At 34.7% G+C, this 13051-nt stretch carries 11 protein-coding genes; 1 reads left to right on the forward strand and 10 read right to left on the reverse strand.

The window, feature by feature from the left end; all coding sequences use genetic code 11:
• The first annotated feature begins 99 nt into the window (after positions 1 to 99).
• Positions 100 to 1254, forward strand: a complete 1155-nt coding sequence (locus AST02_RS07965) for an ArgE/DapE family deacylase (RefSeq protein WP_069817192.1) — start codon at positions 100 to 102, stop codon at positions 1252 to 1254.
• A gap of 217 nt (positions 1255 to 1471) precedes the next feature.
• Here the strand turns inward: AST02_RS07965 and AST02_RS07970 are convergent, their stop codons facing one another.
• From AST02_RS07970 to AST02_RS08015, 10 genes are all read right to left on the reverse strand, one after another.
• A complete protein-coding gene (locus AST02_RS07970) occupies positions 1472 to 2446 on the reverse strand; it encodes an alpha/beta hydrolase fold domain-containing protein (protein ID WP_069817194.1) in 975 nt (324 codons plus the stop codon).
• Positions 2447 to 2596: 150 nt separating this feature from the next.
• Positions 2597 to 3115, reverse strand: a complete 519-nt coding sequence (locus AST02_RS07975) for a GNAT family N-acetyltransferase (protein ID WP_069817195.1) — start codon at positions 3113 to 3115, stop codon at positions 2597 to 2599.
• A gap of 346 nt (positions 3116 to 3461) precedes the next feature.
• Positions 3462 to 3788, reverse strand: a complete 327-nt coding sequence (locus AST02_RS07980) for a thioredoxin family protein (RefSeq protein ID WP_069817197.1) — start codon at positions 3786 to 3788, stop codon at positions 3462 to 3464.
• A gap of 179 nt (positions 3789 to 3967) precedes the next feature.
• On the reverse strand, positions 3968 to 4939 hold the full coding sequence (locus AST02_RS07985; RefSeq protein ID WP_069817199.1) for a D-cysteine desulfhydrase family protein: 972 nt from the start codon (positions 4937 to 4939) through the stop codon (positions 3968 to 3970).
• Positions 4940 to 4969: 30 nt separating this feature from the next.
• Entirely contained in the window at positions 4970 to 5491 is a 522-nt protein-coding gene (locus tag AST02_RS07990) for a VOC family protein (protein ID WP_069817201.1), read from the reverse strand.
• 56 nt (positions 5492 to 5547) lie between these two features.
• Entirely contained in the window at positions 5548 to 6096 is a 549-nt protein-coding gene (locus AST02_RS07995) for a GNAT family N-acetyltransferase (RefSeq protein ID WP_069817203.1), read from the reverse strand.
• Between the two features lie 179 nt (positions 6097 to 6275).
• A complete protein-coding gene (gene ptsG, locus AST02_RS08000) occupies positions 6276 to 8309 on the reverse strand; it encodes a glucose-specific PTS transporter subunit IIBC (RefSeq protein WP_069817205.1) in 2034 nt (677 codons plus the stop codon).
• Between the two features lie 226 nt (positions 8310 to 8535).
• Positions 8536 to 9930 (reverse strand): YfcC family protein, encoded by a 1395-nt coding sequence (locus tag AST02_RS08005; RefSeq protein ID WP_069817206.1) that lies wholly within the window; start codon positions 9928 to 9930, stop codon positions 8536 to 8538.
• A 344-nt stretch (positions 9931 to 10274) separates the two neighbouring features.
• Positions 10275 to 12446: a heavy metal translocating P-type ATPase gene (locus AST02_RS08010; protein ID WP_069817208.1), complete on the reverse strand. Its 2172-nt coding sequence runs from the start codon at positions 12444 to 12446 to the stop codon at positions 10275 to 10277.
• Positions 12439 to 12807, reverse strand: coding sequence for an ArsR/SmtB family transcription factor (locus AST02_RS08015; protein WP_069817210.1), 369 nt, complete (start codon positions 12805 to 12807; stop codon positions 12439 to 12441). The genes AST02_RS08010 and AST02_RS08015 overlap by 8 nt, the downstream gene beginning before the upstream one ends.
• Between the last annotated feature and the right edge of the window lie 244 nt (positions 12808 to 13051).

Genomic DNA, 13051 nt, shown 5'->3' on the forward strand with positions numbered 1-13051 from the left:
ATCCCCTATTTCAATACGTTAAAATTCAATTAGTCGGAATCTTCAGATATAATTAAGTTGATAGATGGTTATTATTTAAAGAAAAGGGGTTTTATTAAGATGAGTAAATTTTCAGAAGCAGAAAAAGTTCAAGTACTAGAAGATTTAGTAAGTATTAAATCTGTAAATGACCACGAAATTGAAGTATGTGAATATCTTAAAGATTTATTATCTAAACATGGTATCGACTCCAAAATAATTAAAATCAACGATACACGTGCAAATTTAATAGCAGAAATTGGTGAAGATGGCCCAGTTCTAGGTATTTCAGGGCATATGGATGTCGTTTCAGAAGGCGATAAAAATAAATGGACATATGACCCATTCAAATTAACTGAAGTAGATAATAAATTTTATGGACGTGGTTCTGCAGATATGAAATCAGGACTTGCTGCATTGGTTATCAGCTTGATTGATATCAAAGAACAAGGGTTATTAGACCATGGAAGAATTCGTTTACTCGCAACTGCAGGCGAAGAAATCGTCGGTGAGGGCGCAAAAGCTTTCCAAGAACAAGGTTATATGAAAGATGTAGAAGCACTTGTTATTGCCGAACCATCTCAAGATAGAATTGTATATGCACATAAAGGTTCAATGGACATTCGTGTTACTTCAAAAGGTAAAGCTTCACATAGTTCGATGCCACACCTTGGTTTTAATGCGATTTCGCCACTCGTGAAATTTGTTTATAAAGCAGATGAAGGTTTTGAAAAATTTAATAAAAGTAATACCCTTTTAGGTAATGCCATTATGAATGCTACTATCTTTAATGGCGGTAACCAAGTGAACTCCATTCCCGAACATGCTGAGTCAGAATTTAATATACGTACAATCCCAGAACATGATAACGAACAATTCATTTCCTATTTCAATGAAATTTTAAAACAAGTTGAAACTGATCATACAGATATTGAAATCGACACTTATATGTCTAGACCACCTGTTTATACAACAGGTCAAAATAAACTAGCAGAATTAGCACACGAAATGGGCACAAAATATTTAAATGCTGATTTACCTTTAGAAGCTTCTCCAGGTGTAACCGATGCTTCTGACCTACTTGTAGATAAGGACGAAGATTTTTCATTTATTATGTATGGTCCTGGTTTAGTCAGTCAAGCGCATCAAGTAGATGAATATGTAGAAAAAGATGTGTATTTATCATTTATTGACTTATTCACAGAATTTTTCCCAGCTTATTTAAAAAATAAATAATACTACTTACGTGCGTCGTTTCCCAAAATGACTCACGTAAGTAGTATTTTATATAATAAAGGACCTTCCAAAAATTGAAAGGTCCTTTCAGTGTGTCGACAAAGTCTAGGACTTTGTTGGCAATTTTTTTGTACACACTTTCCGTAGTCACAGCCAAAGTCTTGTAGTCTTCGGCTCGTGATTTTCCACAGAAGTCGGCCCAAAACAGAGCCTTTTTTTAATGTTTATTGATAATTTGCTTTAGTTGTTCTAAAAATTGTTGTCTTTCTGGAATTGGAAAGATTGGATGAATATGGAATAAATTATAACCTGGTAAGAAATCATGTTCTATATTTTTTTCATTTAATAAGTTCGATAATTTCACTGCATCTGGATATAACGTTTCTTTTGTGCCTATTGAAATTGTAATGTGTCCTAAGCCATCTAATGCACCATTTATTGGAGAAACACGCCAATCTGTTAATGGTGTGTCGCCTGTCCACAATTCTATGAAATATTGCGTACCTTTAATGCCTAACATAGGATCTATTTTTTCATACACTGGTGCTTCAGGATTAGATAATGTTAGATCTAAAACAGGAGAAATCAAGACAATATTACTTGGCTGTTCTAAGCCTAATGTTTTGATATATTGCGCAAATGACAATGCAATTTGACCGCCCGCCGAATCACCCATGATAATCACTTGTTGTGGATGTTCTACTTGAGCAATTATATTATTATAGATTTCAGTAAGCAATTCAAACGTTTCTTTGTAAGTTGCATGTGGGACTTTGGGATATACAGGCATAATGACTTTCGCATCCAATTCATCTGCAAGTATATCTATATACTCAAAGTGCATTTTAATGGGGTCTTGGAACCACGCACCTCCATGTAAATACAGTACAACTCGCTGCTGGCTATCTTCTTTATCATTCACTACATACGTCGTTGTATTTTGTATGTTTGTAGTTCGAACATCGTTACGAAAGCAATAGCCCGTGCCTTTATGTGGCCCTTCTGTATCTTTCATCACAATTTTCAACATTTTTTGCGCATTTTCTACACTTTCAAATGGCTTTTTCATTTGAGTAGCTCTTATCATTGCTTCATATAAAAAGCTTTTATAACTACGTTTTTCTTTTACTTTAGCATAAAGGTAGGAAGTTATTACACCAACACTCGTTAATGCTACAATTTTTTTCAACAAAATATATAACCTCCTTCAATTCGTCTGATATATATATTTTATAATAAAGTAGTTCACATTTTTAGTAAAAGCAATTACGCAAGCTTAATATTTTAATTTTATGTATATATCATTGATTGCTCAATCTTACCTTGTCTTTTCGCCAGACAACTACAACATGCGCATAGCATTAGGAATAAGGTCTTGATCCAATATCATTGCCATATAGAGTTCATCATAGTAATGTTCATCCATATAAATCGATTCACGTTTAATACCTTCGATTTTAAACCCTAATTTCTCGTAAAAGTTTATAGCAGGTGTATTCGATGTGATCACATTTAATTCTAAGCGTCTTAACCCCTTGCGCTTCGCCCACCTAATTGTTTCACCAAACATTTTTGTTGATAAACCTTGTTGCTGCTTGTTGTTAACGAGTCCTGTCACAATATAACCAATATGTTTCACCTTAGATAAAGTACTAATATGTGCAGACAAATAGCCTAAGATTTCGTTATCATCTGTTTTAACACCAATATAAAAATTACGCTTAATATCATCAATAAATGCTTCTTTATCAAAACTACGTTCATCTGGCAAATACAACATATACTGCGTTTCTTGGTCGATTTTCTTCATACAAGTATATAATGCCTCTGCTTCATCAGGACAGATTCTTTCTATTCGCATATACATCCCCCTATTGCGCTATTAATATTCTTTATCATACATTAATTTTAAGAAACATGAAACTTTTAATCTAATTACCCACATTTTCATTTGAGACAATTTAATTATTTTGTGTTATTAAAAATATCAACAACACAAAGATGGGAACATGAAATCAAAATTTCAGTTTCCATTGGTAGTGTTAGCTGAGTCATATTATAATTTTTATACATAAGACACCTCGTTTTAAAGTTATGTTAGAGTAACTTTAAAACGAGGTGCCTTATTTTTTGTATTAATTTAAGAATGGCACTGACTTTTTAACCATTCTTGTCTGAAAATAGAAAAAATTACATGCTAAAATATATTAATCTATACTTTGATACATCAAATTCAACTGATGTTCAAATCGTTGCATATCAATAAAACGACCTTGTCTGTGCATTTCTTTTCCATCTAAATATATTAAATCTACCGGCACAGTAAATATCGATAGTTCACCAGCGATAGCTTCTAAATTGCTTTGATTTATAACGCCTAGTGACACATTAGTGTATTCACCTACAAGTCCTTCTATCTGTGGTAAAACTGCATGACAAACGCTACAATTGTCTCTCATCACATGTATAACCGCTAATTTATGTTTGTTAACAAACGCGTGAAATGATTCTATCGTAGTCAATGTTTGCGTCATTTTAAACACCTTCCTCGTCACACAAATTGTATCTCATTATGAAACATTTTCAGAAGAATAATCAACGAATTTGCTCCAAAATACAATAATATAATATTTAAAAACAGCTCATATCCTTTGAGCAATTGTCCATTTTATATTTTTAAAACATCGCTTTCGACTATTATAGTGTCTACGTTTTATTTTACATCAATTAATTGTTCGATTCGCGTTCTTATCTCTTGTGTATAGCCTTGTAAACCACCTGTATGAATAAACAAAATGCATTGCTGATCATCATAATGACCTTGTTTTATTTCCTCAACAAGTCCTCGAAAAGCTTTTCCAGTATATGTGGGATCTAATATTATCCCTTCTTGTTGCGCGATGTCGATATAAAATTGGAGTTCTTCATCCGTTGCTTGACCATATCCTAAACCAATATATTCGTCGTTGATTAAAATGGATTCAAACGAGGGCGTCTCCTTGTCTAAATCTTTAATAATCTCAATGACTTTATTTTTAAAAGTTTCAGCATTTTTGTTTACAGCATATCCAATGATTTGAGTTTCTAAGTTATTACTCGTTTTGCCAAACCAAAGTCCAGCGTATGTTCCACCAGAACCTACAGCTAAATTAATAGAATCAAACTGAACGCCTAACGTGATTTCTTGTTCTAATATTTCTTCATAAGTATTGATGTAACCATGAGCGCCTATCCAATCAGATGCGCCTGCAGGTATTTTAAATGGCGTTTTACCGCCTTCTTCTAATTCTATATACAATGAATCCATTGCTTCTTCTCTTGAAGCATTGGGTTCTATAAGATGTATATGAGCGCCTAACATCGTTGCCAAAAACAAATTTCCTTCATAGTATTTCTTTGTGCCTCTCAATATTAAATGACATTCTATATTGTATTGTGCACAGACAGCAGCAGTTGCACGCGCATGATTAGATGTGATTGCTCCAGTTGTAATGACTGTATCATAACCGTTATCTAATACATACTGTATTGTATATTCTAACTTCCTTACCTTATTACCTGAAATTTCGGTTCCTGTATAGTCATCTCTTTTAATATAGATGTCTTTACCTAGTGACTGACTTAGTGACTCTAATTTATGAATAGGTGTCTTTAAATTCGCGATATTTAATTTTCTTTGTAACATCATCGATTCCCCTTAGTTAAAGTTTTATATTTATTTTTTAGGTATAAACACTTCAGTTTCACTGTCATCTGGATAATAATAACCCTCAGGAATAGTTTGTAATTCAATTAAACTTCCCCATGGCGTGCGTATATATACGGTTTTATTATTTGCTGTATCTTCATATTTTGTATTATTGTGTGGTTCTGAAATCGGTTTGCCCCCTGCTTGTATCACTCGCTTAAAAGTAGTTTCAAAATCATCTACGTAAAATGAAATATGTGTAAAACCCATATCTTGTAACGATGCTGGACTTTGCTGAGCCGCATCTTTAAATTCAAACATTTCTATATTAGGTCCATTATGAAATACCATCATCCGTTTCTTTATAATTTTTGCCCCTTGCTCTATATCTAAGACATGTTCTACAAATTCACCTGATCGTGCATCATCGGCTTTTGTTTGACTATCATAGGCTATCTTTCCGTCCAAAGCTTTTTTGAAAAAAATAGTTGCAACTTCAATATCTGGTACCGTTAATCCAATATGGTTTATGCCTCTTGTGATATCCATATCCATCCCCTTTCAAATTATTATTTTTAAAACGCGATGAAAGTGTTTAATTTATTTTAGTGAAAGTGTTCTTTTAATAATATATAACGGTTCATATCTCTAAATACTTCTCCATCGAATAGATCTTGATAATCAGTAGCAACAAAAGAAAAGCCAACTTTTTCAGCCACTTTATTGCTTGGTATATTTCGAACATCGGCTAAAATAGTCAATTTATTTAAGCCTAATGTTTCAAATGCATAATGACACATATACTTCACGCACGTCGTTGTTATTTGCTTACCTGTATAATCTTCAGCAATCCAATAACCAATTTCTGCTTTGCGATTCTTCGTATCTATTTTATGTAAATCTATGGTACCTATAAGATCATCTTCATAGTAAATAAGAAATAAGCGACCTGTATTGTCTGCATGCTGTTGAATCATCATTTTCAAATATGCACTTTCGTCTTGGACTGTAACATCTTCCGTAATAAATTCTAGAAATGGTTCTAAGTGTGAAAAATTTTTTTTAATTGTTTGATATAATGCTTCAGCCATATTTGACTCTGGTGGCACAAGTGTTACTTTAGGCATCACTTGCATTGATGGTCTATAGTTCATAATTTCACCCTCATTTTTAATATAATCATAACTCCTATGATATTTATAATTTCAGAATATTTCAACATTTTATCTTAAAAAATAAAAAACAGTTCGAATTTTTATTAATTCGAACTGTTTGAGTTGCTATATAACTACATTATTGCAGTTTCACTTAAAGTTTATATCTTTATGATTATTTAGTCTTGTTTAACTGTCATAATCAATTGTTCTGATTTCACGTCTGTTACTTCAGTTACTTCAAGTGTTCGGTTTTCTAAGTTTGTTAATATCAATGGCGTCACAATACTAGGCGCGTTTGCTTTAATATAGTCTAAATCAACGTGCATTAGCGTTTGTCCTTTTTTAATTGCGTCTCCTGTACTAACCATACTTTCAAAACCAGCACCATCTAATTTAACAGTATCAATACCAATATGGATAAGTAATTCTATACCTTCATCTGACTCAATACCAATGGCATGTTTGGTAGGGAATATTGTTTTCACCGTACCGTCAAATGGTGCCACAATTTCTCCATCTTCAGGAACAAATCCTACACCATCGCCCATCATTTTTTGAGCGAAAACTTGATCAGGCACTTCTGATAAAGGTATGATTTGACCTTTACCTGGTGAATAAATTTCTACTTCATCCAAATCGTCCATCTGCGTTACTTTATTATCGTCCTCTACTGGCACTGTCGTTTCACTTGGTTTTGTAATTTCACCTTTCATAATCATAGCCATATCATGCTTGATTTGATCGGATTTAGGACCGAATATTGCCTGCATATTATTACCCACTTCAAGCACGCCAGAAGCACCCAATGCTTTCAATCCACCAACATCGACCTTACTCTTCTCTTTTACTTCAACACGTAGGCGTGTGATACAAGCATCAAGATGTTTAATATTCTCTTGACCACCCATTGCATCTAACACTTCAAATGGTAATTCACTTGCTGTTGCAGTAGAAGCTTCAACTTGCTTGTCTTCACGACCAGGCGTTTTGTAATTGAATTTTGTGATTAAGAATCGGAATACAAAGTAATAAATTACTGCGTATACCAGTCCTACTGGAATCACTAGCCACCAACTTGTTTGGTTCGGTAACACACCTAATAATACAAAGTCTATAAAACCACCTGAGAATGTATATCCTAAATGCACATCTAATAGATACATTGTTAAAAACGCTAAACCATCCAATATTGCATGAATAAAGAATAATAATGGCGCTACAAATAAGAATGAGAATTCTAATGGTTCCGTAATACCCGTTAAGAACGAAGTTAAAGCTGCAGAACCCATCAAACCAGCCACAATTTTCTTACTTCCAGGTTTCGCTGTATGATAAATAGCCAAAGCAGCTGCAGGTAAGCCAAACATCATTACTGGGAATTCACCCTGCATAAATTTACCTGCTGTTAAATGGCTTCCTTCACGAATTTGTTCAACAAAGATACGTTGGTCACCACGAATAATTTCTCCTGCTGCGTTAGTCCATGAACCAAATTCAAACCAAAACGGTGCGTGGAAAATGTGATGTAAGCCAAATGGTATTAATAAACGTTTGATAAATCCGAATAAGAATACAGATAATCCTGTATTGGCGTCAAGTAAACCTTCACTAAATGCATTTAAACCCGTTTGAATATGTGGCCAAATTAAAGCCATAGGAAATGCTAATACAAACGAAGTCAGTGCCATCATAATAGGCACAAAACGTTTACCAGCAAAGAAACCTAAATATGATGGTAATGAAATATTAAAGAATTTATTATAACACCAAGCAGCAAGCGCCCCAATGATAATACCGCCGAACACCCCTGTTTGTAAGGTTGGTATACCTAATACACTCGCATAACCACTTGCAGCATCTGCTACATTATCTTCTGTGACATGTAAAAATGCGCCCATCGTTTTATTCATAATGATATAGCCGACAAACGCAGCAATAGCTGCAACGCCGTCACCACTAGCTAAACCGATTGCAACACCCATCGCAAATATGATTGGCAAGTTATCAAATATAATACTACCTGCACCTGCCATCATATCAGCAATATTTTGAATTCCTCCATTTTGTATAAATGGAAGGTATTGTTGTAAGGATTCCCCTTGAATTGCTGTACCAATTGCTAGTAATAAACCAGCGGCTGGTAAAATTGCAACTGGTAACATTAACGCTTTACCAATTCGTTGCAATTGTCCAAAAAACTTTTTAAACATATACAAAACATCCCTTCTCTATCTTTACCGTCAAAACGCACACAAAAAGGCATGAGCAAACAGACTATTCCCGATAGTCGCTTTGTTTGCTCATGCCTGCTTAACCAGTAACACGCAATATGACGATTTCTTTTAATTTAGTATATACTAAGTTAAAAATTTATACAATATCCATTCGTATTCTATTTTTCAAAATGCTATAACTTCTTTTCACTATGATGTGCAATTAGTAACCGATTATTAACGCGATAGACATCCCGATACTACAAATCACGACCCATATCACAATTAATTTCCACGCAAATTTAAGCCATTGTGTGTAAGTAATTTTCCCAACAGCTAATGCGCCCATCAGAATTGCGGACGTTGGGAATAAAACATTACTAATCGCATCGCCATATTGGAAGGCAAGCACAGTAACTTGTCTATTAATGTTTAATAAGTCAGATATAGGCACCATTAAGGGCATTGTTGTTAATGCTTGGCCTGAACCAGATGGTATAAAGAAATTTAAGCAAAATTGTAGTATAAACATTGCTATGATTACCATTGAAGAAGGTATATCTGCTAATAAAGTTGTCATGCCATATACAATTGTATCGATGACTTGACCATTCTCTAAAATTACAATAATACCTTTAGCAAAACCGACAATCATTGCTCCAAATAGTATATCTTTCATACCTTCAATCATTGCATCAAAAGTGCCATTCATCCCTAAGCCACCAATGAAACCTGCTAATAAACCAGCGAGTAAAAAGTTGGCACTCATTTCATTAAACGACCAACCATAAGTAAAAATACCATATACGTTTAATACAATCGCTGCAGCAATTAAACCTAGACCCATTGCCTGTCTTTTCGTAAAGCGTCTCGTGGACATTCTAGCTTCCACATCACCTTCTGCTTGTTCCAATTCATAAACGAGACTTTTAGTTTTATCTTTCTTAACTTTTCTTGCATAAAACATTACTGTCATTATTGCGGCTGCTAAAATAAATAGATAGATGATTGTCCGTAATCCCCAACCTGAAAACATGGGTAATTCAGCTACAGATTGCGCTACACCGACTGTAAATGGATTGAGCATACCACCTATAAATCCACTGGCTGCCCCAAGTATTACCATTGCAGCGCCTGTAAGTGCGTCATAACCTAATGTTCGAGCTATAATGATGCCGATTGGCACGAAAATAATCGTTTCTTCTGCCAAGCCAATAGAAAACCCTAGGATAGAGAAGATAGTCATTGTTAAAGGAATCATAAGTCCTTTATATGTTCCTAATGCTTGCATCGCTTTATTGACACCATTTTCAAATGCGCCTGTCTTATGTACGATACCGAATGCGCCACCTACTAAAAAGATGTAGAATACAATTTCTCCACCACTGATTAATCCTTCAGGTATCGCTCTAAATATATCGAAAAATGATACACCATGTTGTTCAACTTCTTGATAAGATCCTGAAACAACCAAGGTTTGTCCATCTTTTTTCTCACGTTCAAACTCCCCCGCCGGTATCAAGTAGGTAAGCAAGCTTGAAAAGACAATAATTATTAATAATAATGCATATGTATGTGGCGTTTTAAAACGATTTGATTTGAAAAATGATTTGAACATCACGCTCTTCCTTTCTTCACCCAAACTAACGTCAGTCGCTATTTGTTATTTATATACATATATAGCCTATTTTTTGTGAAATAAGCTTTTCTGTTAATTGTTTTTTTATACAAAACGCCTACTATATATAGACGAGATACAGGGAACCCTGTAATCACTTCTGTTCATATTTTACGCTGTAATTGTATATAAAAAAGCTTAATCTCTCAACATCAAATTTGAGAAATTAAGCTTTTAACTTATATTTAGGGGGAAGGGCTTTTCAGCCAAGAGAATGTACTTTCTCGAAAGTGTTCGATAATACTAGCTTTTATTGTTTGACGAAAAAATTGTCTGCTTAATTGTTACTCATTTTCTTTAACTCGCATAAGTCTCATACCATTCAATGCCACAAGTAGCGTTGCACCCATATCTGAAAGTATCGCGATCCAAAGTGTTAGCCAGCCCGGAATGACTAAAAGCAATGCAATAATTTTTATTATTATCGCAAAAGTAATATTCGCTTTAATGATATTCAGCGTTTTACGGCTCAGTTTAATCGTAAATGGCAGCTTATTCAAATCATCTCCCATTAATACTACATCTGCCGTCTCAAGTGCTGCATCCGTGCCTGCTCCGCCCATAGCGACACCGACTGTCGAAGCTGCTAAAGCTGGCGCATCATTGACACCATCTCCAACCATAGCCACGCGTTTATATTTGGATTTTAATTGTTTGATTACCTTAAGTTTATCTTCAGGTAGAAGCTCTGCTTTTATATCTTTAACACCAACTTGATTACCAATCGCTCCCGCAGTATTCTGGTTATCACCTGTTAGCATAACAGTATTTTCAACATTTGCCTGATGTAGTTTATGCAGTGCTTGCTGACTCGTTTCTCGCACTTCATCAGCCACAGCGATTATGGCTTCGACACCTTGATCCGTTCCTACTAGCATCACTGTTTTACCTTGCTCTTGAAGAGAAGAAATTAAATTTCTAACTTTATTTTCATTGTTTGCAGTTAATAATTCTGAAAACATTTTTGAATTTCCAACGTAAGTCATACGGCCATCTATGCTACCTTTTATACCTTTACCTGTAATAGAAGAGAAATCTTCTACAATAATATCTGAATAAAAGATGTGTTCAGTATTCGCTTTATTCATAATTGCAGAAGCCAATGGATGTTGGGATCGATATTCTAATGCAGCAATAATAGACAGTATTTCACGTTCATCCACTCGATTATTGATAACTTTGAAATCAGTCACGACTGGAACACCTTTAGTCAAAGTGCCAGTTTTATCAAATGCGATTGCTTTCAGTGCTCCGATTTCTTCTAAGTAAATGCCACCTTTGACAAGTACACCTTTCTTCGCAGCATTACCGATTGCCGATACGATGGCTATTGGTGTAGAAATAACAAGGGCACACGGGCATCCAACCACAAGAACTGCAAGCCCTTGATATACCCATTTATCCCAACTTGCTTCAAAGAATAAGGGCGGCAATACAGCAACCATTGCCGCAATCGCTATGATGACAGGTGTATAGTATTTTGCGAATTTATCTACAAATGCCTGTGACGGTGCACGTTCTGCTTGTGCTTCCTCCACGAGATGTATAATTTTGGATATTGTAGTATCTTCAACTCGTTTTGTAATTTTTACTTCTAGAAATCCTTCTTCATTTAATGTGCCTGCAAACACATCATCATCTTTATACTTTTCAACTGGAACAGATTCACCAGTGATTGCTGATTGATTAATTGATGAGTAGCCATCAATTATAATACCGTCCATCGCAATTTTTTGACCTGGTTTTACAATCATAATGTCACCAACGACAATATCATCAACATGTACAGTCATTTCTTGATTATTACGTTTGATTAAAGCCTTGTTCGGCGCAACATCCATCAATGAAGTAATCGATGCTCTGGCTCGATCCATGGAGAATCGTTCTAATGATTCGCTAATTGAAAATAGAATCACCACAACCGATACCTCTGCCCATTCACCGATAAGGACACCACCTATAACAGCAATTGTCATCAATGTTCTCATATCGAACTCTAATTGAATCAAATTCTTGAGACCAGTTGTTATCATGGAAGCGCCACCGACAATCATTGATGTGATAAATAAAAGCGCCGTTACAATATTTTCATTTCCATTAATAAACATGGAAATGAAACCCAGCGTCATAAATAACGCCGAATAAATCAATGTACTATGTTTCTTATAAAACGGATTCTTTTCTTCTTGTTCATCCTTTGAATTCGAAGTTGTACGTGTTGTGGTTTTTGGTATTACTTTTAAATTTTCAAACGCACCGGCTTTTTCCAATTCCTCAATACTTGCTTCGCCTTGCACAGAGATTTGAGAGGCACCAAAATTAACACTTGCATCGTGTACATTAGGCAGTTTTTTAACATTGGTTTCAAACTTGCCTGCGCAATTGGCACATGAAAAACCCTGTACTCGATATGTACTACTTTCTTTATTTATTACTTTGTCTTGCTGCTCAGACATTAGCGCTCACTTCTTTCCTATGCGTTAACGCCATCATCATAATCTGCTTGATATGTTCATCATCCAGCGAATAGAAAGCCATTTTCCCTTCTTTTCTAAACTTGAGTATTCCTTGTTTATTAAGCATACGAAGATGATGAGAAGCATTTGCGACCGTCACACCTATGATATTTGAGATATCACATACACATAATTCTTCTTCCTGACATAAAGCATAAGTAATTTTAGCTCTATTTTCATCCGCGATTGCTTTCAAAAGTTGAGAAATACCGGAAATATCTATACTTTGTAAATCATGCTGTACTTTATTAACCTTTTTTTCGTCATAACAGAAAACTTCACACGTTTCATTTTTATTCATATCCTCCAACCTCTCATTAAAGTATATATTTGAATATTATTATACAGTCAACTCAATAGTCATTCAAGTGCTCACTTTAATGTATAAGGATATGTAACACTAAAATTTTTATGTAACATACTAAATAAAATTACCACCACTGTTTAATTTAAATATATTATATTATTTTATTTTCGTTTAAAAAATGGCAGTAATTTGTGCCGACTCTTGCGGGGAAAGCACTAGCCGAAGACTACAGGCTGAG

It is taken from the genome of Staphylococcus equorum (genome assembly GCF_001747895.1).
Lineage (GTDB): Bacteria > Bacillota > Bacilli > Staphylococcales > Staphylococcaceae > Staphylococcus > Staphylococcus equorum_A.

Excerpts from the sequence above, each read along its gene's own strand:
- AST02_RS07990 (WP_069817201.1), bottom strand. The coding sequence starts at position 5,491 with ATGGATATCACAAGAGGCATAAACCATATTGGATTAACGGTACCAGAT.
- AST02_RS08010 (WP_069817208.1), bottom strand. The coding sequence starts at position 12,446 with ATGTCTGAGCAGCAAGACAAAGTAATAAATAAAGAAAGTAGTACATAT.
- AST02_RS07965 (WP_069817192.1), top strand. The coding sequence starts at position 100 with ATGAGTAAATTTTCAGAAGCAGAAAAAGTTCAAGTACTAGAAGATTTA.
- AST02_RS07995 (WP_069817203.1), bottom strand. The coding sequence starts at position 6,096 with ATGAACTATAGACCATCAATGCAAGTGATGCCTAAAGTAACACTTGTG.
- ptsG (WP_069817205.1), bottom strand. The coding sequence starts at position 8,309 with ATGTTTAAAAAGTTTTTTGGACAATTGCAACGAATTGGTAAAGCGTTA.
- AST02_RS07980 (WP_069817197.1), bottom strand. The coding sequence starts at position 3,788 with ATGACGCAAACATTGACTACGATAGAATCATTTCACGCGTTTGTTAAC.
- AST02_RS08015 (WP_069817210.1), bottom strand. The coding sequence starts at position 12,807 with ATGAATAAAAATGAAACGTGTGAAGTTTTCTGTTATGACGAAAAAAAG.
- AST02_RS07975 (WP_069817195.1), bottom strand. The coding sequence starts at position 3,115 with ATGCGAATAGAAAGAATCTGTCCTGATGAAGCAGAGGCATTATATACT.
- AST02_RS08005 (WP_069817206.1), bottom strand. The coding sequence starts at position 9,930 with ATGTTCAAATCATTTTTCAAATCAAATCGTTTTAAAACGCCACATACA.
- AST02_RS07985 (WP_069817199.1), bottom strand. The coding sequence starts at position 4,939 with ATGTTACAAAGAAAATTAAATATCGCGAATTTAAAGACACCTATTCAT.